Origin of the sequence: Halococcus thailandensis JCM 13552 (assembly GCF_000336715.1) — an archaeon.
In the GTDB taxonomy this organism is placed as follows: domain Archaea; phylum Halobacteriota; class Halobacteria; order Halobacteriales; family Halococcaceae; genus Halococcus; species Halococcus thailandensis.
In genome coordinates, this window is record NZ_AOMF01000174.1 from 81861 (window position 1) to 101108 (window position 19248).

General features: G+C 64.8%; 14 protein-coding genes, 1 tRNA gene and 1 pseudogene. 9 read left to right on the plus strand and 7 right to left on the minus strand.

The annotated features are described in order from the left end of the window. Nucleotides 1-22: 22 nt before the first annotated feature. Nucleotides 23-961 (minus strand): DUF368 domain-containing protein, encoded by a 939-nt coding sequence (locus tag C451_RS18010; protein WP_007742813.1) that lies wholly within the window; start codon nucleotides 959-961, stop codon nucleotides 23-25. Beyond that, nucleotides 958-4002 (minus strand): oligosaccharyl transferase, archaeosortase A system-associated, encoded by a 3045-nt coding sequence (locus C451_RS18015; RefSeq protein ID WP_007742815.1) that lies wholly within the window; start codon nucleotides 4000-4002, stop codon nucleotides 958-960. The genes C451_RS18010 and C451_RS18015 overlap by 4 nt, the downstream gene beginning before the upstream one ends. A gap of 113 nt (nucleotides 4003-4115) precedes the next feature. Here C451_RS18015 and aglG point away from each other — a divergent pair, with 113 nt between their 5' ends. The 3 genes from aglG to C451_RS18030 are packed head-to-tail and all read left to right on the plus strand — an operon-like array spanning nucleotide 4116 to nucleotide 7120. Further along, a complete protein-coding gene (aglG, locus tag C451_RS18020) occupies nucleotides 4116-5063 on the plus strand; it encodes a glucosyl-dolichyl phosphate glucuronosyltransferase (protein ID WP_007742828.1) in 948 nt (315 codons plus the stop codon). Continuing rightward, entirely contained in the window at nucleotides 5060-6085 is a 1026-nt protein-coding gene (locus C451_RS18025) for a rhamnosyltransferase WsaF family glycosyltransferase (RefSeq protein ID WP_007742829.1), read from the plus strand. Before aglG ends, C451_RS18025 begins: the two co-directional genes overlap by 4 nt. Before the next feature lie 60 nt (nucleotides 6086-6145). Further along, nucleotides 6146-7120: a deoxyhypusine synthase gene (locus C451_RS18030; protein WP_007742830.1), complete on the plus strand. Its 975-nt coding sequence runs from the start codon at nucleotides 6146-6148 to the stop codon at nucleotides 7118-7120. A gap of 69 nt (nucleotides 7121-7189) precedes the next feature. Here C451_RS18030 and sod read toward each other — a convergent pair whose 3' ends face one another. After that, entirely contained in the window at nucleotides 7190-7801 is a 612-nt protein-coding gene (sod, locus tag C451_RS18035) for a superoxide dismutase (RefSeq protein ID WP_007742831.1), read from the minus strand. Nucleotides 7802-7964: 163 nt separating this feature from the next. On the opposite strand from sod, the gene C451_RS18040 reads away from it, so the two are divergent. Further along, entirely contained in the window at nucleotides 7965-8954 is a 990-nt protein-coding gene (locus C451_RS18040; RefSeq protein WP_007742832.1) for a TSUP family transporter, read from the plus strand. Here C451_RS18040 and C451_RS18045 read toward each other — a convergent pair whose 3' ends face one another. Further along, on the minus strand, nucleotides 8955-10352 hold the full coding sequence (locus C451_RS18045; protein ID WP_007742833.1) for a cryptochrome/photolyase family protein: 1398 nt from the start codon (nucleotides 10350-10352) through the stop codon (nucleotides 8955-8957). A gap of 166 nt (nucleotides 10353-10518) precedes the next feature. Here C451_RS18045 and C451_RS18050 point away from each other — a divergent pair, with 166 nt between their 5' ends. Then, on the plus strand, nucleotides 10519-12123 hold the full coding sequence (locus C451_RS18050; RefSeq protein WP_007742834.1) for a long-chain-fatty-acid--CoA ligase: 1605 nt from the start codon (nucleotides 10519-10521) through the stop codon (nucleotides 12121-12123). Beyond that, nucleotides 12120-12917, plus strand: coding sequence for an enoyl-CoA hydratase/isomerase family protein (locus C451_RS18055; RefSeq protein ID WP_007742835.1), 798 nt, complete (start codon nucleotides 12120-12122; stop codon nucleotides 12915-12917). Before C451_RS18050 ends, C451_RS18055 begins: the two co-directional genes overlap by 4 nt. A 367-nt stretch (nucleotides 12918-13284) precedes the next feature. On the opposite strand, the gene C451_RS18060 is transcribed toward C451_RS18055, so the two are convergent. After that, nucleotides 13285-14439 (minus strand): acyl-CoA dehydrogenase family protein, encoded by a 1155-nt coding sequence (locus C451_RS18060; RefSeq protein WP_007742841.1) that lies wholly within the window; start codon nucleotides 14437-14439, stop codon nucleotides 13285-13287. A gap of 168 nt (nucleotides 14440-14607) precedes the next feature. On the opposite strand from C451_RS18060, the gene C451_RS18065 reads away from it, so the two are divergent. From C451_RS18065 to C451_RS18075, 3 genes are all read left to right on the plus strand, one after another. Continuing rightward, complete coding sequence (locus C451_RS18065) at nucleotides 14608-16575, plus strand: 3-hydroxyacyl-CoA dehydrogenase/enoyl-CoA hydratase family protein (protein WP_007742843.1); 1968 nt, start codon at nucleotides 14608-14610, stop codon at nucleotides 16573-16575. A 51-nt stretch (nucleotides 16576-16626) separates the two neighbouring features. After that, nucleotides 16627-16701 (plus strand) — tRNA-Glu (locus C451_RS18070). A gap of 252 nt (nucleotides 16702-16953) precedes the next feature. Next, nucleotides 16954-18150: an AI-2E family transporter gene (locus C451_RS18075; RefSeq protein WP_007742848.1), complete on the plus strand. Its 1197-nt coding sequence runs from the start codon at nucleotides 16954-16956 to the stop codon at nucleotides 18148-18150. 95 nt (nucleotides 18151-18245) lie between these two features. Here C451_RS18075 and C451_RS18080 read toward each other — a convergent pair whose 3' ends face one another. Both C451_RS18080 and C451_RS18085 read right to left on the minus strand, forming a co-directional pair. Further along, entirely contained in the window at nucleotides 18246-18566 is a 321-nt protein-coding gene (locus tag C451_RS18080) for a 2Fe-2S iron-sulfur cluster-binding protein (RefSeq protein WP_007742849.1), read from the minus strand. Next, nucleotides 18567-18905: pseudogene (locus tag C451_RS18085) on the minus strand (selenium-binding protein SBP56-related protein); the annotation flags it as partial. Nucleotides 18906-19248 lie beyond the last annotated feature (343 nt).

Below are 19248 nucleotides of genomic sequence, written 5' to 3' on the forward strand. Positions count from 1 at the left end.
CACCTGCCGGCGGGCTAATACCCTAGGCGAACTCGATGTCTTCGGTGAACCGATCGACGAGCACGACGAGCGCGCCGCCGGCGATCGCGACCGCGAGGACGCTGCCGATCGCCATCGGCGTCGTATCCGGGGTGTTGTTCAGCACCTTGATCGCGGGCAGCCTGAGTGCGCCGACCATCAGACTCACGAGGAAGGTGAGGGTGGCCTCACGGTAGTTCGCGAGCGCCCATCGAATGGCGTAGGCGATCGAGAACAGGCCGATCAGGGCTCCGACGCCGAACGCGACGACGACGATGCCCGGTTCGACGAGCGCCGCGAGGCTTCCGCCGGTGGCCAGCGCGGCGAGCGCGTTCGTGAACTCGGTGAGTGTCTCGGTCAGGTAGGTGTACTGGCCGAGCAACAGCAGGAAGAACGCGCCGGAGACGCCGGGCAGGATCATCCCTGCGATAGCGATCGCGCCCGCGACGAAGACGAACAGCGGCGAATTCGGCACGGCGCTGCTCACTTCGCCGGAGACGAGAAAGGCGAACATGAACCCGACGACCGCGACCACGATCCGCCGAGTGGTATCGAGCGACACCTGGTCGGCGAGGACGATCGCGCTTGCCGCGATCAGCCCGAAGAAGAACGCGAACAGCGGGCCGGGATAGGCTCGCTGGGCGATGTGGACGAGCCGCGCGACGGTCACGATGGCCGTGACGATCCCCAGCCCGAGCGCGAGCAGGAAGGGGATGTCCATCGCGACGAGCGCCGTCCGGAACTCGGCGCGGCCGCGTCGACGGTGAAGTCGCGGGAGATAGCGCAGCGCGCGCGGATCGAGGCTCGTGATAGCCTGGATGAGCCGCTCGTAGATACCGGTGATGAGCGCGATCGTCCCGCCGGAGACCCCCGGCACCGCGTCGGCAGCGCCCATGAAGATCCCCTTCAGATAAACCGTGAGCAGCTCGCGGCCGCCGTTCATCCGTCTACCCCCACTCGTGCCTGAGCCGACACACCGGCCTTGGGAGCCGCCAGCGCGCTCGCCGAGCCGTTCCCGGTCGTCGAGGTGTTCGTCGTCCTCGACGAGGCGTTCGTCGATGCCGAAGTGTTGCCGGCTGTTGCGTTGCCGCCCGAGGCGTTTCCGGTCGTCGTGTTGCCGGAATCGTTCGTGCTCGCCGGTGCCGAGACCGACGTCTCGCTGAGGTCGACCGAGACGGTCTCGTTCGTGCGGCCGATGACCGCACCCTCGGGCACGTCGGCGGTCGCCGTCCACCGGCTGGCGTTCCCGTCCGTGCCCGTCACGGGTGTCCGGAAGCTGTACGGGCCGGTCGCCTGCACCGAGACGTTCGTCGCGCCCTTCTCGGTGCCCCACTGCTCGTAGCCGGTCGTCGAGTACGGCAGCGTCATGGTGAACTCGCCTTGTGCGTTCGTCGTGGCCTGCTGTGTGTAGTTGAACGTCGTGTCATTCGTGGTCGGCATTCGCATCTCGACGGTCGCTTCGACCGTGCTGTTCGGCGGTCCCTCTCCCTCGACGGTCGCCCCGTCGACGCGCTCGAACGTCTTGACCCAGTTCGTCGGGGTCTCGAACAGTTCGGTGGCGTTCAGGCCGGTCGTCTGGAGGCGCTGGAGCGCGCTCCGGTAGAGCGGTCCGGGACCGCCCGCGCTGCCGATGGCGTTCTCCTGGCTCGCGTGGACCAATCGGTACTGTTCGAGCGCCGGCACACGCTCCTGGGGATAGCTGCCGACGCCGCCGATCTGGGCGGTGCCGTCCTCCTGGACGAACTGGCGTGCGGCGGACATGTTGTCGAAGCGCTTGACCGCGCTCTCGTTGCCAGATGGTGTGAACGCGCTCCGGAGACTCCCGTTCGACAGCCGCTGTGGGCTCTCGTAGTCGAGCACGACGGGTTTCTGCTCGACCGCGCTGCCGTGGTAGGTGTACAGCCGCGTGCGCATCGTCTCGTAGTGGCGCTGCTCGTAGGCCAGGAACGCCGTCGTGGGCTGTTGCTGACCGCTCGACTGGCTGGCGATCGGCGTCAGATCGTCGTAGATCGACAGCGGGCCGTCGTTGTACCACGTGAACGGCACGCTGTACAGCGCCCCGCCGGCCGGATCGGCCTGCTTCCAGTCGACCATCACGTAGCGCACGCCCTGGCCGTCCTTGGTGCGTGCGATCTCGCTTGCCCGCGACGCATTGGGAGCGAGCAGGAAGTTCGCCGCCTGTCCGGCGTTCTGCTGGAACGGGTTGGCCGTCGGGATCCGCTCGCCGAGCGTCGTGATCCAGTGGCCGTAGTCCCACCACGAGAGCACGCCGTAGGCTCCGTCGGGATAGTCGAAGTCGTCCGTTCGCTCGTACTCGCCGTAGTAGTCCATCGACTCGTTGCCGCCGCCGTAGGTCCCCTCGGCGGGTGTGTTGTTCGCCATCCAGTTGAGGCTGCTATCCCAGCCGGTGATGCCCTGACCGACGCCGGATTGCTGGTCGGCGTAGTCCCCCGCGGCCGTCGCACTCGCGCTACCGCCGATGGCGAGCGGTGCGGTGATGAGGAGAACGACCGCGAGCACCGAGAGCACCTGATACGCCTGTAGATTGCGGAGACTGGAGCGCGCCTTGGTCGAACCCACGTACTGCAGCACCTGTCCGACGAAGTACGCATTGAGAACGGCGACGGGAACGATGAGATAGTAGTTGAACCGCTGCTGGGTCAGCGTCGCGGCGGTCATGAGCACGGCCCAGATGAGGACGAACAGGATGCCGGCACGCTCGCGGCTGCGTCCGAGGGCGAGCCGAAGGACCATCACCGCTGCGCCGGCGATCGCCGTCACCAGCGCCAGCCGATAGGAGCCGAGGAGGAACTGTCCGGGGTTGCGCGGCGGGATCGCCTCGGCGACCGTCAGCGAGGTCGCGCTCGAGCCGAAGCCGACGACGCGTTCGAGCTGGCTGACGAAAAACGAGAACAGATCGGGCAGTGCGATCGCCATCACGAGCGCGCCGAGCACGAAGAGACCGAGGATCACGCCGGGGTAGTAGAGCCGCGGCAGGTCGCGCGCTTCGAGCTTGCGCGCGAGCCACGACATGAACACACAGCCGATCGCACCCGCGAAGGCCATCGCCGGATGGAGCAGCGAGAAGTTCGTCACGCTCACCTCGACGGTGTTGAACGAGATCAGGAAGCCGATGCCCGCGACCGTGAGCGCGACCGCACTCACGATGGCGACGTGTTCGGGACTCTCGCCGCGGAGATACTCGATCGGGAGCACGACGAGCAAGAAGAGTCCGAAGATCCCCACGAGCAGGAGGCCGGGCGGCCACGCCCAGACGTAGAGCACGATGGCGATGCCGGCGAGAACGCCCCAGCCGAGCGGCCGGCGCAGGTTCGCGAGATCGCGTTCGACGAACTGCTCGTAGACGGGTTTCTCGCGCTCGGCGACCGCGAGCGCGATGACGATCGCCGCGACCGCGAGCACCTGAAAGAGCACCTCGGCGGCGTGATGGTCCGAAAAACCCGCGACGGAGCGACTGAGGAACGTGCTCGGCGAGAGCGCGAGGATCGCGACGCCGACGACGCCGCCGAACCGGCCGCCGAAGCGCTTACCGAGATAGTAGGTGGGGATCGCGACGAGCGTCCCGATGACGGCCGGTGCGAACAGGAGGACGAGCGCCGTCGTCTGCTCGGACGGACTGCCACCGCCGACGATCAGCGCGACGGTGGCGACGAGCTGGTCGTAGAGCGTGCCGAACTGGCCGACGCTCGTCCCGGTCGGAAAGCTCGTCCACGGGTCGAACGGCATCGTCTGCGGCCAGTGTCTGACGACGTAGCGGACCTGTCGAAGGTGATACCACGCGTCGTTGCCGCTGAAGTAGACCTGCCCGCCGACGAGGAAGTTCCGCCAGTTGCGAACGCGGATCCAGAGCATGAATCCGGCGAGCGCGAGCAGCAGAGGGATATGGTACAGCCCTTCGACCCGGTCGAGCAGCGGCCCGAAATCCGGGAGCCGTTCGGCGAGCTGCTCCCTGCGTTGACTCATTGGCCGTATCCAGTCACAAAGTGCGCATAAGGCTTGTGAAACGTCACACGAGCCGCTGACGGACGCGACGACGAACGGAAACAGCTATCCGCCGACCTCTCACAGAGAGCGACATGCGGGTCTCAGTCGTGCTCTGTACTTACGACGAGGCGTCGTTCGGACGCTTTCGCGACGCGGCCGACAGCGTGCTCGCCCAGAGCCATCCCACCGAACTCGTGGTCGTTGTCGACGGCACGCCGGCGCTCGCAGAGCGCGTCCGCGAGACCTACGGGAGCCACGACGACGTCCTGATCCATCTCAACGACGAGAACCGCGGCCTGCTCGAAAGCCGGAACACGGGCGCGGAGCTCGCCTCCGGCGACGTCGTCGCCTTTCTCGACGACGACGCGCGCGCCCACCCCAGATGGATCGAGCGACTCGTCGCGGCCTACGAGGACGAAGACGCGCTCGCGGTCGGTGGGCGGATGGTGCCCGAGTGGGTCGCCGGCAAGCCGTCCTTCCTCCCTGCGGAGTTCTACTGGCTCGTCGGCGTCACCCACCGCGGATTCGGGCCGGGCGGCGACGAGAAGCGCGAGGGGGAAGTCAGGAACACGTTCGGGTCGAACATCTCCTTTCGCCGCGAGACCTTTACGAGCCTCGGCGGGTTCGACCCGGCGATCGGCGGACGGAAAGGTGACAGGAACCTCCAGGGTGGCGAGACCGAACTCTGTGCCCGCCTCGATGAAGAGTACGGCGAGGGAGTCCACTACGTGCCGGCCGCCGAGGTCGCACACAAGGTCTTCGACTACCGGACGAAACCGCGCTGGCTCGCCGACCGCGCGTTCTGGCAAGGCTACTCCAAGCGGGCGATGGAGGGACTCGTTCCCGATTCGACCGGCGAGGAGAGCGCGTTTCTCGGCCGATTGCTCACCGACTTCCTCCCCAGCCGGCTCCGAGAGCTGTCCCACGAACCGACCGCCGGGAAGCTGCTCCAACTGATCTCGCTCGTCGCGTTCACCAGTTTAGTCGGGCTCGGCTACTGTTACGGTGTCCTCAGCCCGCCCGACGAGTTCGACCGATGAGCGCGGACGAGACGACCAGCGAGCGCGACGACCTGCGAGTGCTCTGGCTCACGCCCGACAAGCCGGCCGACATCAGCGTCGGTCGCCGCCGCATCGCCGACCAACTCGAAGCCAGTGGGTTCGACGTGACGCTTCGAGGCACGACGCCGCGAACCGTTCTCCAGTCGTTGCGCGAGCATGATAGATACGACGCGGTTCTCGGCACGACCCGCTCCGGTGCGTTCGCGGGCGCGCTGCTGAAACTCCTTGGCACACCGCTCGTCGTCGATCACATCGATCCCATTCGGCAGTTCGCCGACACACACGGACGACCGCTCTCGCTCGCGGTGCGAGCCGCCGAGAACGCCGCCTTTCGATTGGCTGATCACACCCTCTACGTCTACGACGAGGAGCGAGAACGGGTCTCGCGCTACGCCCGCGAAACGACCAAAACCGACCTCGGGGTGAGCTACGAGCGCTTCGCGAACCCCGATCCTGATATCGTCGGGGCTGCACGCGATCGACTCCACGCCGCGGGCGTCGATGCCGACGAACAACTGGCGATCTACGTCGGTGGTCTCGAACCGATCTATCACGTCGAGGAGCTGCTTGCGGCGATGGATCGTCTCGATGACTGGACGCTGGTCGTACTTGGAACGGGATCGCTCGCGTCGGCCGTCGAGCGCGTTGCTGGCGAACACGAGAACGTCGTCTTTCTCGGAACGGTGCCCCACGAGTCGATCCCGGGCTATCTCCACGCCGCCGACGTCGGCGTCTCGCTGGTCGACGATCCTCACACGCTCAAGGTTCTCGAATACGCCGCGGCGGGGCTCTCGGTGGTGCAGGCACGCGGTCGTGCCGAAGCACGATTCGGGGAGTACGCGGCGTTCTGTGAGCCTCGTCCCCCGGACATCGCCGCCGCGATCGAGCGCGCTGGCGAGCGGGAGGACGACGAGGCGTTCCGCGAGTACGCCAGCCGCTTCGATTACGAACGGGTTGCTAATACCTATCGAGAGGTTCTCACCGACGTTTTGGGTGAGTAATCGGGCGGCACGACGAGTCGATCCCGAGCGATTCAAACGCGCTCGCGCCCCTCTCGACGTATGGACGACGACTCACACGAGAACGTCGTGCCGGGCAGCGACGAATCGCTCGATACGCCCGACGTGCACGGCTACGAGTTCCGTGACGGTGTGGATTTCAAGGAGCTGCTCGCGAGCTACGCGACGACGGGGTTCCAGGCGACGGCGCTCGCCGAGGCCATCGACATCGCCGAACGGATGCAGGAGGCCGACGCGACGACCTACCTCACCTGCACCTCGAACATCGTCTCCTCGGGACTGCGAGAGGTCGTCGCGGCGCTCGTCCGCGAGGGCTACGTCGACGTGCTCATCACCACCTCGGGCGCGCTGACCGAGGACGTCATCAAGACCCAGAAACCGTTCAAGATGGGGTCGTGGAACGCCGACGAGGCGGCGCTGCGCGAGCAGGGTATCAACCGGCTCGGCAACATCTTCGTCCCCTCGAATCGGTACGTGTGGCTGGAGGAGTATCTCTACGACTTCTTCGACGATTTCTTCGCCGAGGAGAAAACCCGGACACCGACGGCGTTCGCCCGCGAACTCGGGGCCACCCTCGACGACGAGAACTCGGTGCTCAAACAGGCCAGCGACAACGACGTGCCCGTCTACTGTCCGGCGCTCACCGACGCCGAGGTCGGTAACTTCCTCTACTACTATCGTCAGAGCTACGATCCCGACGTGGACATCGCGCTGCTCGACGACTACGAGACGCTCATCGAGGGCGGGATGGATGCCGACACGACTGGTCTGATCGCCGTGGGCGACGGCGTTCCGAAACACCACGCGATCATGACGAACCTCTTCCGGGGCGGGGCGGACTACGCTATCTACATCTCGACGGGGATGGAGGGCGACGGCTCGCTGTCGGGCGCGCCGCCGACCGAGGCCGTCTCGTGGGGGAAGATCAAGGACGACGAGCGCAACTACACGCAGATTCAGGCCGAGGCGACGCTCGTCTTCCCGCTGCTGGTCGCCAGCGCGTTCTTCGAGGACTGACGAACGTCGCTGTCGAGAGGGTGTTGTGACTATCGGGTGGACGTCAAAAAAATCGTGAACTGAGGGGGTTTACTCGTGGTTCGATACGGTCTTCTGGTAGTTGTCCTCGGCAGCGTCCCAGTCGACGACCTCGAAGAAGGCGTCGATGAAGCTACCGCGGTCGGGACCGTAGTCGTAGTAGTACGAGTGTTCCCAGACGTCGAGCGCGAGCACGGGATGAGCGCCCCAGAGCGCGCCCTCGTCGTGGTTGTCGACGGCTACGTTGCGCAGCTGGTCGGCAACCGGGTCGTAGATCAGGAGCGCCCAGCCCGAGGCAGCCGACGCGGCGGCCTCGAACTCGCCCTTCCAGCCCTCGTAGGAGCCGAAGTCCTCCTCGATGCGGTCGGCGAGCTCCCCGGAGGGTTCGCCGCCGCCGTTCGGACTCATGTTCTCCCAGAACATGGTGTGGAGATAGTGTCCACTACCGTTGTGGGTCACGTCGCCGAGCGCGCCACCCGTCGAGGAGTAGTCGCCGGACTCGCGGTTCTCCGCGAGGGTCTCTTCGGCGCTGTCGAGACCGTTGACGTACCCCTGATGGTGGGTGTCGTGGTGCCAGTTGAGCACCTGCTCGGAGATGTGCGGTTCGAGGGCGTCGTAGTCGTACGGGAGCGGTGGAAGCTCCGGATTGGATCGTTCGGACATTGGTCTCTCCTCCACGCTATGACACGGGTGGACCTCTGTTAAATGTTGAGGGGCGGCTGGTACCAATAGGCACGAATCGGTCGCCGGCAGCGTCATAGATGACTGCAAATACTGTTGGAGGCGATCGTATTTCCTTCATCGATCGAAAACCGATCGATAACCAATGTCTGACGAACAACCTGGTTCGGACGGGCGGATCGGCGCGCTCGCACGGGAGCTCGATGCACTCCCGCTCGGCGACCGCCTCCGACTCGACCGGGCCAACTGGCGACGTATCGGGATCGCACTGGTCGTGTACGCGATATCGCTCTGGCTCCTCACTGCGTTCGTCGTGCCACAGTTCACGCCCGACTCGGCCGACTCGGTCGGTCTGTTCGTCCCGGTCATCGTCGTCTCGGCGTTCGTCTTCGAGACGCTGGATTCGGCCTCCGGGATGGGGTTCGGCGCGACGATCGGGGCGCTCCTGTTCGTTCTCGGCTACGACCCGCTCGCGGTGACGCCCGTGCTTCTCCTCTCGGAGGCAGCCACCGGCATCGTCTCCGGGCTCTTCCACAACGAGTTCCAGAACGTCGAGTTCGGCCTCGACAACGACTCGGCGGTCGAGGCGACGCGCGTGCTCGGGATCATCGTCGGCGTCGGCGTGCTCGCGGTCGTCGTCTCCGTCGTTCTGACCTACTTCCAGTTCTCGATCCCGGACGTGTACATCAAGAGCTACGTCGGCGTCGTCGTGCTGTTGATCGCCTCGGTCACGATCGTCCAGAAGTACGTCGGCTCGGCGACCGACTACCGCCCCCGACTGCTGATCGGCTTCGCCGTCTTCGCCGGATTGAACAAGGGGATCGCCGGCAGCGGCTACGGCCCCGTGATCACGCTCGGCGAGATCATCTCCGGAGTCTACGAGAAGAGCGCGACCGCGATCACCTCCGCCGCCGAAGGGATCGTCTCGCTGGCCGGCATCGCCACCTTCTTCGGCATCACGGCCGCCGGCGTCGAGATCAATCTCATGCTGCTGCCGTCGGTGTTCGCCGGCGGGTTCCTCGCGGCGATCCTCGCGCCCTACACCGTCCGAACGCTCCCGAACCGCGCGCTCCAGTATCTCGTCCCCGGCTACGCGCTGGTGCTCGTCGCCATTCTCTTCGCGCAGGTGCTCTGACTACCCCTCGCCACGGGCGCGCTCGAACATTTCGATGGCTTCCTCGCGGCGCTCGCCGTGCTCACAGATCGGTGCCGGGTAGTCGGGTGCGGCCGATTCGCGCTCCTCGTCGCTCAGTTCGTTCCAGGAGTGGATCGTCTCCGGATCGGTGTCGTCGAGCTCCGGGACGTAGGTTTTGATGTAGTCGGCGTCGGGATCGTACTTCTCGCCCTGGGTCATCGGGTTGAACACCCGGAAGTAGGGCTGGGCGTCCGTCCCCGTCGAGGCCGCCCACTGCCAGTTGCCGTTGTCGTTGGCGGTGTCGTGATCGACGAGGCGCTCGCGGAAGTGGGCGTAGCCCTCTCGCCAGTCGAGCATGAGGTCCTTCGTCAGGAACGAGGCGACGATCATCCGCACGCGGTTGTGCATGTACGCCTCCTCGCGGAGCTGGCGCATGCCGGCGTCGACGATCGGATAGCCGGTCGTCCCCTCCTTCCAGGCCTGAAATTCCCCGTCGTCCTCGCGCCAGTCGATCGGGTTCTCGTAGCTCTTGTAGTTCTCGACGACGAGTTCCGGATTGTAGAACAGGACGTGTGCGAAGAACTCGCCAAAAGCCAACTCCCGGCGGTAGGCGTCGATCCCGTCGCGCTCGTCCTCGTCGGCGTCCTCTCTCATCTCACCGACCCGCTTCGTGACCTCCCGGACGCCGATCGTGCCGTAGTTGAGGTCCTGCGAAAGGCGAGACGTACCCTCGTCGGCGGGATACTCGCGACCCTCGTCGTACTCAGCTATCCCGTCGTTACAGAACGCGTCGAGTCGGTCGCGGGCCGCCTCGGTGCCCGCATCCGGGATCTCCGCAGCCGGTTCGTCGAAGCCGAGGTCCTCGATCGTCGGCAGCGCCTCGTTCTCGACGTCGGCGAGTGCGTCCCCGCCGGGGTCGGGGTATGGCTCCTCCTTCTCTCGGTCGAGCCATTTGTCGCCGAAGTACGAAAACACCGAGTAGGGATCGCCGTCGTTGGTCGTGATGGTGCCCGGCTCGTGGTGGAGTGCGTCGTGGAACGCCTCGTGAGCGATGCCCGCCTCGTCGAGCGCTTCCCGAACCCGCTCGTCGCGCTCCCGTGCGAGGCCCGTGTAGTCGTGGTTCCAGAACAGCTCGCCGACACCGTGTTCGTCGGCGATCTCGGGGAGCACCTCGGCGGGGTCGCCCTCGACGGTGTAGAGATCGCTGCCCCGCTCACGGTAGGACTTCTGGAGGGAATCGAGCGCCGCGAGCAGGAACGCGACCCGTGGCGGGCTCGCGTACTGGAGCACGTCGGGATCGAAGACGAAGACAGGGAGGACGGGGCCGTCCTCGGCGGCCGCCGCGAGCGCGCGGTTGTCCGCCGCCCGGAGATCGCGGCGATGCCAGTGGATGCGCATACTGGTCCAATGGGTGGATCGTCCTAAGCGGTTGTCCTGTTCGTCACCGTTCGTCGCCGGACCACCGGAAAGCTACCGTTGGTAACTGAACTGCGTACATTCGGAACTATTGGTTGTTCGAGGGGCAACCCTTTAAAACGTGGCGTGCATCCACACATGGGAATCCATGACGAATCTCGTGACGGACGTCGCGTCGACGGTCGAGAACCATCCCGAGGCGACGGCGATAGCGTACGACGGACAGGAACTGAGCTACGAGGCGTTCTGGTCCCAGACAGGACAGTTCGCCGCCGGTCTCGACGCGGCGGGCATCGACCCCGGCGATCGAGTCGGCATCTATCTCCCGAACCTCCCGCAGTACGTCGTCGCCTTCCACGGTGCGCTCAGGGCCGGCGCGGTCGTCGTCCCGATGAACCCCCAGTACAAGTCCCGCGAGATCGGCCATCTCCTCTCGGACAGCGGTGCCGAACTGGTCGTCACGCTCGCCGATCTCGTTCCCGTCGTCGGATCGGTACGCGAAGAGACGGCCGTCGAGACCGTGGTGAGCGTCGGTGGCGATGCCGACGAGTCGATCGCGTTCGAGGAGTTCCTCGGCGAGGGTGAGCCCTCCGTCGTCGAGCGAGCGGATGACGACGTGGTCTGTCAGCCGTACACCTCGGGCACCACGGGCCAGCCGAAGGGCGTGCTGCTCACCCACCGCAATCTCGCCTCGAACGCGCGAATGGCCGCCGATCTCGCTCCCGACGGGACGGGCGTCGGGGACCGCTCGATCGGCGTGCTCCCGCTCTTTCACATCTACGGGATGACCGTCACGATGAACGCCGCGCTGTTCTCGGGGGCGGCCTACTACCCGCTGCCTGAATGGGACGCGCAGACGGCGCTCTCGCTCATCGAGAACGAGGAACTGACGATCATGCAGGGCGTGCCGGCGATGTACAACGATCTCGTCAACCAGCCCGAGGCCGACGAGTTCGATCTCTCGACGCTGCGATTCGTCAACTCCGGCGGGAGCAGCCTGCCGATCGAGGTGCTGCGTCGGTTCGAGGAGCGGTTCGAGCTCCCGCTCTACGAGGGCTACGGGCTGACCGAGACCTCACCCGTCACACACTTCAACATGCCCGATGCCCGCCGGGTCGGCTCGATCGGGCGCACTCTCGACGGTGTCGATGCGATGATCGTCGATACCGACTTCGAGCCGGTCGAACGGGTTCCTGAGGGGCCAGTCGACGAGAGCGAGACAGATCTCGACGCGATCACGGGCGAGCTCGTCGTCGCCGGGCCCAATGTGATGAAGGGGTATCACGACCGGCCGGCAGCCAACGAGGAAGTGTTCACCGAACAAGACGGAAAGCGATGGTTCCAGACGGGCGATATCGGCTACTGGGACGAGGACGACTACTTCTACATCGTCGATCGGGAGAAGCACATGATCGTGACGGGTGGCTACAACGTCTATCCGCGCGAGGTCGAGGAGCTGCTGTTCGAACATCCCGACGTGGCCGATGCCGCAGTCGTCGGCATCCCCGACGAGCGCCGTGGCGAGACGGTGAAGGCGTTCGTGGTTCCGACGCCGGACGCGGCTGTGACAGAAGACGAGATCAGAGAGTTTTGTCTCGAACGGCTCGCGGAGTACAAACACCCGCGCGAGGTCGCGTTCGTCGACGAACTGCCGCGGACGACCACCGGGAAGGTCCAGAAGTTCGAACTCCGCGAGCACGAGGAGGATGCGGCGGGTGCCGAGGGCGAAGAGGGCGAGGAGGTGGCCGAATGAGCGACGACGATGCGGTGCTGGTCGCCGTCGAGGATGGCGTGGCGACGCTGACGCTGAATCGACCGTCGGTGCGCAACGCGCTCACCGAGGAGATCTCGTCCGGCATCATCGACGCGCTTGCAGAGTTGGAGGGCAGCGACGCGCGCTGTCTGGTGATCGAGGGCGCTGGCGGGGCCTTCTCCGCGGGCGGCGACGTGAACGCGATGGCCGAGCGGCTCGCGGGCGACGTGGCGCTCGACGAGGCTGTCCGTCACATCAGCCAGGAGACCAGCCGGGCGGTCAAGCGCGTCGCGGAGTTCGATCTCCCCGTGGTGGCGAAGATCGACGGGATCGCCTTCGGCGCGGGCGCGAACCTCGCCATCGCGTGTGACGTCCTGTTGGCGAGTGCCGAATCCGGGATCAGTTTCGGCTTCCGACAGGTGGGGCTGGCAGTCGATTCGGGCACCTCCTATCTCCTGCCACGGATCGTCGGCGCGAACACGGCTCAAGAGCTCGTGATGACCGGCGAACTCGTCGAGGCCGAGCGCGCCGAAGAACTGGGACTGTTCAACCACGTCTATCCCGACGACGAGTTCGACGAGCGCGCCGACGAGTTCGTGGAACAGATCGCTACCGGACCGACCGTGGCACTGCGCACCTCGAAACGGCTCGTCCGGCAGGGGTTCGAGAGCTCGCTCGATCAGGCGATGGAGAACGAGGCCGCCGCACAGGCCGCCGTCTTCGAGAGCGACGATCACCGTGAGGGTGCGGAATCGTTCATGGCCGGTGAGGAACCCGATTTCGAGGGGCGATAGCTGGCGGTGGCCGCCGGCCGCGGCCGGCGGTCGCGGTTTGCGGTAGCGGTGCGGCCCTGGTGGATGAAGGGCGAGGTCGTTCGAAAGGCACGGAGTGCCTTTCGTGATGACGAAACGGCTTCGCCGTTTCGAACCACGCGCGAGCGACTGGAAGGAGCGAGTAGCGAACGAAGTGAGCGCGCGCCGAGGGCTTCGGCGGTGCTGTGCGGTGGTGGTGAGTCGTTTGTGTCCGCGCAAGTGGAACGAGCGCGGTTCGCCGGGAGTGACCGAGCGTAGCGAGGGAGCGAGCGGGAGTTTTTAGCGTAGCTTTTTGCAAGGACCCTGAGCGAGCGCAGCGAGCGAACGGGGACGCAGTAAAAAGGTCCGTTTAGAAGCCTTCGCCGAGCAGTTCGCGCGCGATGACGTTCTTCTGGATTTCGCTGGTACCCTCGTAGATCTGGGTGATCTTGGCGTCGCGGTAGAACCGTTCGACGTCGAAGTCGTCGACGTAGCCGGCACCGCCGTGGATCTGGACGGCTTCGTCGGCGACCTCGACGGCGACGCGCGAGGCGTACTCTTTAGCCATCGAGGCGAGCGTGGTCAGCTGTTCGTTCTTGTTGTCGACGCTCCAGGCGGATTTGTAGGTGAGCTGGCGGGCGGCCTCGATCTGAGTGTGCATCTCGGCGAGTTTGTGCTGGATGGCCTGGAACTGGCCGATGGATCGGCCGAACTGCTCGCGCTCTTGAGCGTAGTCGAGCGCGCGTTCGAGCGCACCCTTGGCGATGCCGACGCCCTGGGCGGCCACCCCCGTTCGGGTCGCGTCGAAGAACTGCATCTGTTGGAGGAAGCCCGCGCCCTGCGTGCCGACGAGGTTCTCCTCGGGCACGCGCACGTCGTCGAGGAGGAGTTCGGCGGTGTCGGAGGCACGAATGCCGAGTTTCCCCGTGATCTTCTCGGCGGTGAACCCGTCCCGATCGGACTCGACGATGATCTGCGAGAAACCATTATATCGGCCCTCGGCGTCGGGATCGGTCTTGCAAAGCACGACGAAGTAGTCACCCACGGAGCCGTTGGTGATCCACATCTTGTTGCCGTTGATCACCCACTCGTCCCCGTCCTTTTCCGCGCGGGTCGAGACCGAGGAGACGTCGGAGCCGGTGTCGGGTTCGGAGATGGCCGCGCCCATGATCGCGTCGCCGCTCGCGATCGGTGGCAGATACTCCTCTTTCTGTTCGTCGGTGCCGGCCGCGATGATCGCCTCGGCTCCGAAGCCGGTGCTCGCCACGCAGAGGCCGATGCCCGGATCGACGGCGAACAGCTCCTCGGAGATGATCGCCGTCTCCAGCGTCGAATAGCCTGCGCCGCCGTACTCGGCGGGGATGGTCGCGCCGAGCATGCCCATCTCGCCGGCGGTCTCGATGAGATCGTGGGGGTACTTCTCCGCTTTGTCGTACTCGCTCGCGATCGGGGCGATCTCGTTTTCGGCGAAGCGGCGCACCTCGTCGCGGATCTGTTTCTGCTCGTCGGACAGCTCGTAGTCCATAGACGTTCGTTACACATCCCCATACCAAATAAGTTCGTAATCTGGAATGAACTCACGAGACGTTTCTGCAGGAGGGCGGTCGCTCGGCCGGGATCGGTGGACGTTCGAGGAGAATGCTGTGGGGGACAGAAACGTTGAAGCCCCGTCGGTGAGTTCTAACGATGAATCATGAACGTCGACGAGATCGACACGATCGCGGTGCTCGGTGCCGGGAACATGGGCCACGGCATCGCCGAGGTCGCCGCGCTCGCGGGCTACGAAGTCCGTCTGCGTGACATCAACGAGGAGTTAGTTGAAAACGGCTACGACCAGCTCGAATGGAGCGTCGGCAAGCTCGAAGAGAAAGACCAGCTGTCCGAGGAGGAGGCCGACGCCGCTCTCGACCGCGTAACGCCGCTGGTCGATCTGGAGGAGACGGTCTCGGGAACGGACGTCATCATCGAGGTCGTCCCCGAGAAGATGGAGATCAAACAGGACGTCTACGGCGAGGTCGAGCAGTACGCGCCGGAGGACGCCCTGTTCGCGACGAACACCTCGTCGCTATCGATCACCGATCTCGCGGAAGTCACCGAACGACCCGAGCGGTTCTGTGGGATGCATTTCTTCAACCCACCAGTCAGAATGCAGCTCGTCGAGGTCATCTCGGGCGAGCACACCAGCGACGAGACGCTCGACACCGTCGAGGCGCTCGCCGAGGAGTTCGGCAAGACCCCTGTCCGCGTTCGCAAGGACAGTCCGGGCTTCATCGTCAACAGAGTCTTGGTCCCGCTGATGAACGAGGCGGCGTGGCTCGTCGAGGACGACGTGGCGACGATGGCCGAGGTCGACAGCACCACGACGTTCGAACTGGGGCTGCCGATGGGGAGCTTCGAACTCGCCGATCAGGTGGGCATCGACGTCGGTTTCCACGTGCTCGAATACATGCACGAGACGCTCGGCGACGCCTACGAGCCGTGCCCGTTGCTCGAAGAGAAAGTCGAGGCCGAGGAGCTGGGCAAGAAGACTGGCAAGGGGTTCTACGACTACGAGGACGGCGACGGTGCGGATATTCCCACGGACGCCGGCAGCGAGGAGATCGAAGCCAGGCTGCTGGCCGTGATGGCCAACGAAGTCGCCAAACTCGTCGGCAACGACGTCGCGCCCGTCGACGACATCGACGAGGCGGTCATGCTCGGCGCTGGGTTCCCCGAGGGCCCCGCTAAACTCGCCGACAGCGCGGGTCTCGACTCGCTCTACGAGACGCTCGACGAACTCCACGAGGAAACCGGCGCGGCGCGCTACGAACCCGCCGACGCGCTCGAAGCGCACACCGACGAGGGGTTCTACGGGAGCGACGACGAGGAAGAGGGCGTCGAGTTCGAGAGCATCCGCATCGAGCATCCCGGCGACATGGTGGGGAGGATCGTCATCGACCGCCCCCATCGGATGAACACGATCAACCCGCAGATCCTCGACGAGCTCGACACCGCGATCGACGTGCTCGAGGACGACGATGACGTGCGCGCGGTGTTGCTCGTCGGTGCCGGCGACGACGCCTTCTCCGCCGGTGCGGACGTCCAGTCGATGGCGGCGAACGCCGACCCGCTCGACGGGATCGAACTCTCGCGCAAGGGGAAGGAAACCTTCGGCAAACTGGAGGAATGTCCGATGCCGGTCGTCGCGGGCATCGACGGCCACTGTCTCGGCGGCGGGATGGAGCTCGCGATGTGTGCCGACCTCCGGGTGGCCTCCGAGCGGTCGTCGTTCGGCCAGCCCGAACTCGATCTCGGCCTCCTCCCCGGTTGGGGCGGCACCCAGCGCCTCCAGCATATCGTCGGCGAGGGTCGTGCGAAGGAGATCATCCTCACGGCCGACACCTACGACGCCGCCGAGATCGCCGACTACGGCTTCCTCACCGAGGTCGTCGACAACGGCGAACTCGAGGAACACGCCCACGATCTCGCTGCCGATCTCGCGGGCGGGCCACCGATCGCCCAGGAGTTCACCAAGCGCGCCATGCTGCGCGGCTGGGAGGACACCGAGGCCGGCCTCGAGATCGAATCCCAGGCGTTCGGCCACCTGCTCAACACCGACGACCTGATGGAGGGCGTCACGGCGTTCATGGGTGACTCAGACCCCGAATTCGAGGGGAAGTAACCACGGAACGGAACGCTTAACAGGCGGTATCGGGAACGAACGGATGCGTTCGCTCGGTTGGTGTAGTCCGGCCAATCATTTCGGCCTTTCGAGCCGATGACCGGGGTTCGAATCCCCGACCGAGCACTCTTCTGCGAACGACGTGACGAAGAGCGCTTGAGGAGCGGATTCGAGCAGGCCAGTCGCGCGCAGCGATAGCGAGCACTACTGATGGATCCACAGACGTGCTCCGCACACCCGAACCGTTCCGTCCATTCCCTGTCGGCGAACGAGAGGGCGCTCCCGATGGGTCGGATCCGACAAAATGGGCTCCGGAAACCATTATCAGCGCGTGCAGGCACAACCGTTTCCCGCTGGCTGGCGATACGTTTCGGGAGGATGTCTGAGAGAATTCTCGGCCCCCTGTCCGACCGTAGACGGCTCGGCTGGTGGCTGTTCATCGGACTGCTCACTATCGTCGCAGCGTTTCTCGCGTACTCGTTCGTCGGTATGATCGTGCTCGGCGTCTTCGGCTACTACGCGACCCGTCCGGTCAACCGACGTCTGCGGCGGACGGTTGAATCGGACAGCATTGCAGCGGGCATCACCGTTCTGGTGGTCGTGGTTCCGATCCTGCTGCTCATCGGCTACGTCGGTTTCAATCTCTTCCAGCAGCTCCAGCAAGCGATCGGTACCGGTGGCCCAGCGACGTTTGGGCTCGTCGACCTCAGTGCGCTCCCGGCTGCTCAGCGCGAAACCGTCACTACGCTGCTCCGCGATCCAACCCAGTTCATCAGCCAACCCCAGCAGACGCTTCAAACCGTGGTTCAACTCGGAGGACAGGTCCTCGGAGCAGTTGGAGGCGGTATCGTTTTCTTGGGGCTCGTCGTCGCGCTTTCGTTTTTCCTGTTACAGAACGATGTGGCTCTCTCGCGCGGATTCCGCGAGCTGTTCGGCGGTCGTGATACCACCGCGTATGCGTATGCCATCGCGGTCGACGAGGATCTGGAATCGGTGTTCTTCGGCAATCTCCTGTTCGTCGTCGCGATGTCGGTCATCGCGGTGGGCACCTACGAGGTGACGAACCTGCTCGCTCCCGAAGCACTCCACGTGCCGATGGTACTCGTGTTGGGGGTTCTAACCGGCATCGCCAGTCTCATACCGATCGTCGTCGGCAAGGTGATCTACCTGCCGATCGTCGCCTATCTCGGGTCTCAAGCGGTGCGTTCGGGCGGGAGTTTCCTGTTCGTCGGCGGGGCGTTGGTAGCGTACTTCTTGATTCTGGATATCCTCCCACAGACGTTCCTGCAGCCGTATATCACTGGTCGACAGCTCGATATGCTGGTGTTGATGTTCGGCTACATCCTGGGGCCGATCCTGTTCGGCTGGTACGGATTTTTCCTCTTACCGATCGTGTTCATCGTCATGCTCGAAGCGATTCGGATCATCCTCCCCGAACTGGTCCACGGCGAGGAACTCACTCCGGACGTTTCGCTCGGTGAAGGCGTCGGAACCGACCCACAGTCCGCACATGAGGCTCCTACCGGAGAGACGACCGATACGTCGCCCGAAAACGACGATACGACCACCGACTGACGGTTGGCTGAAAAACAGCGACGACCGTGGGTCGTCTCATGCGTACTGCACAATTCTCTCCGCCAGACCTTCCAGTTCCACTCTTCACACGTACCTCATTTCCAGGGGTTCGACACGAGTTCCGCCTGCACCGTCGCCCCGACCTCGACGTGACAGTCCGATCGTGGCTTCGCGATACAGAGCAGGATGTAGCCCTCGGTGCTGTGGTGTGGTTTTAGCGCACGCGCTCGTTCGGTATGGACGAGATCGCCCGCGATCAGTCGACCCGTACAGGTGCCGCAGGCTCCGTACAGACAGCCATAGGGAAGCGTCTGCTCCGTCCGTCGGGCGGCTTCGATGACGGTTTCGTCGGCAGCGACCGTGATCGTCCGGATTGGGCCGTCGCGCCAGTCGAGCGTCACCTCGTGGGTGACCATCTACTGCCAGACATCGCTCGTGCAGTCGCCGCCGGGCCAGCGGATCTCGTGGGCGCGTGCCGGGCCACCGGGTGCGTCGCCGAAGTCGACGAGGAACTCCTCGTCGAGCTCCATGCGTCCCTCCCCGGGATAGACGTCGGCTTTCATCATCAGCGAGCCCTCGTCGGCGATGTCGGGGTAGAACTGGTTGTCCCACGACGAAAACAGTGATGTGGTCCAGTAGAGCCGGCGGCCGTCGCGGCTGAGCTGGAGCATCTGTGGCGCACCGCGGATCTCCGTGCCCTGGATCGACTGTCGGTCGCCGAAGTTGCCGCCGGCCCAGATCCGATCCACGAATCGTCGCTACTTGTGACGAGCAGTACCATCGATATGATAATAAGTGCTTGATGGTACCAACCCACATATTTGGTCGGGCATCTCCTGATGATCGATTAAGGATGTCGCGGACATCCGTGCAGATGTCGACCTAAATTTATAATTTAACATCCATTTCCTGCGTCGATCGTGGCTGACTCGAGCACTGTCTCTCGCGGCAATCGGTACGTTCACGATTAGCTGGAGCGAAGCACACGAGTCCGAATACAGCCGAAAAACGGCCGGCGAGAATCAGACGTCGATGACGTTGTTGCAGTGCGTACACGGCACCTGATCCGAGCTATCCATCTCGTCGTACTCAGTCTCG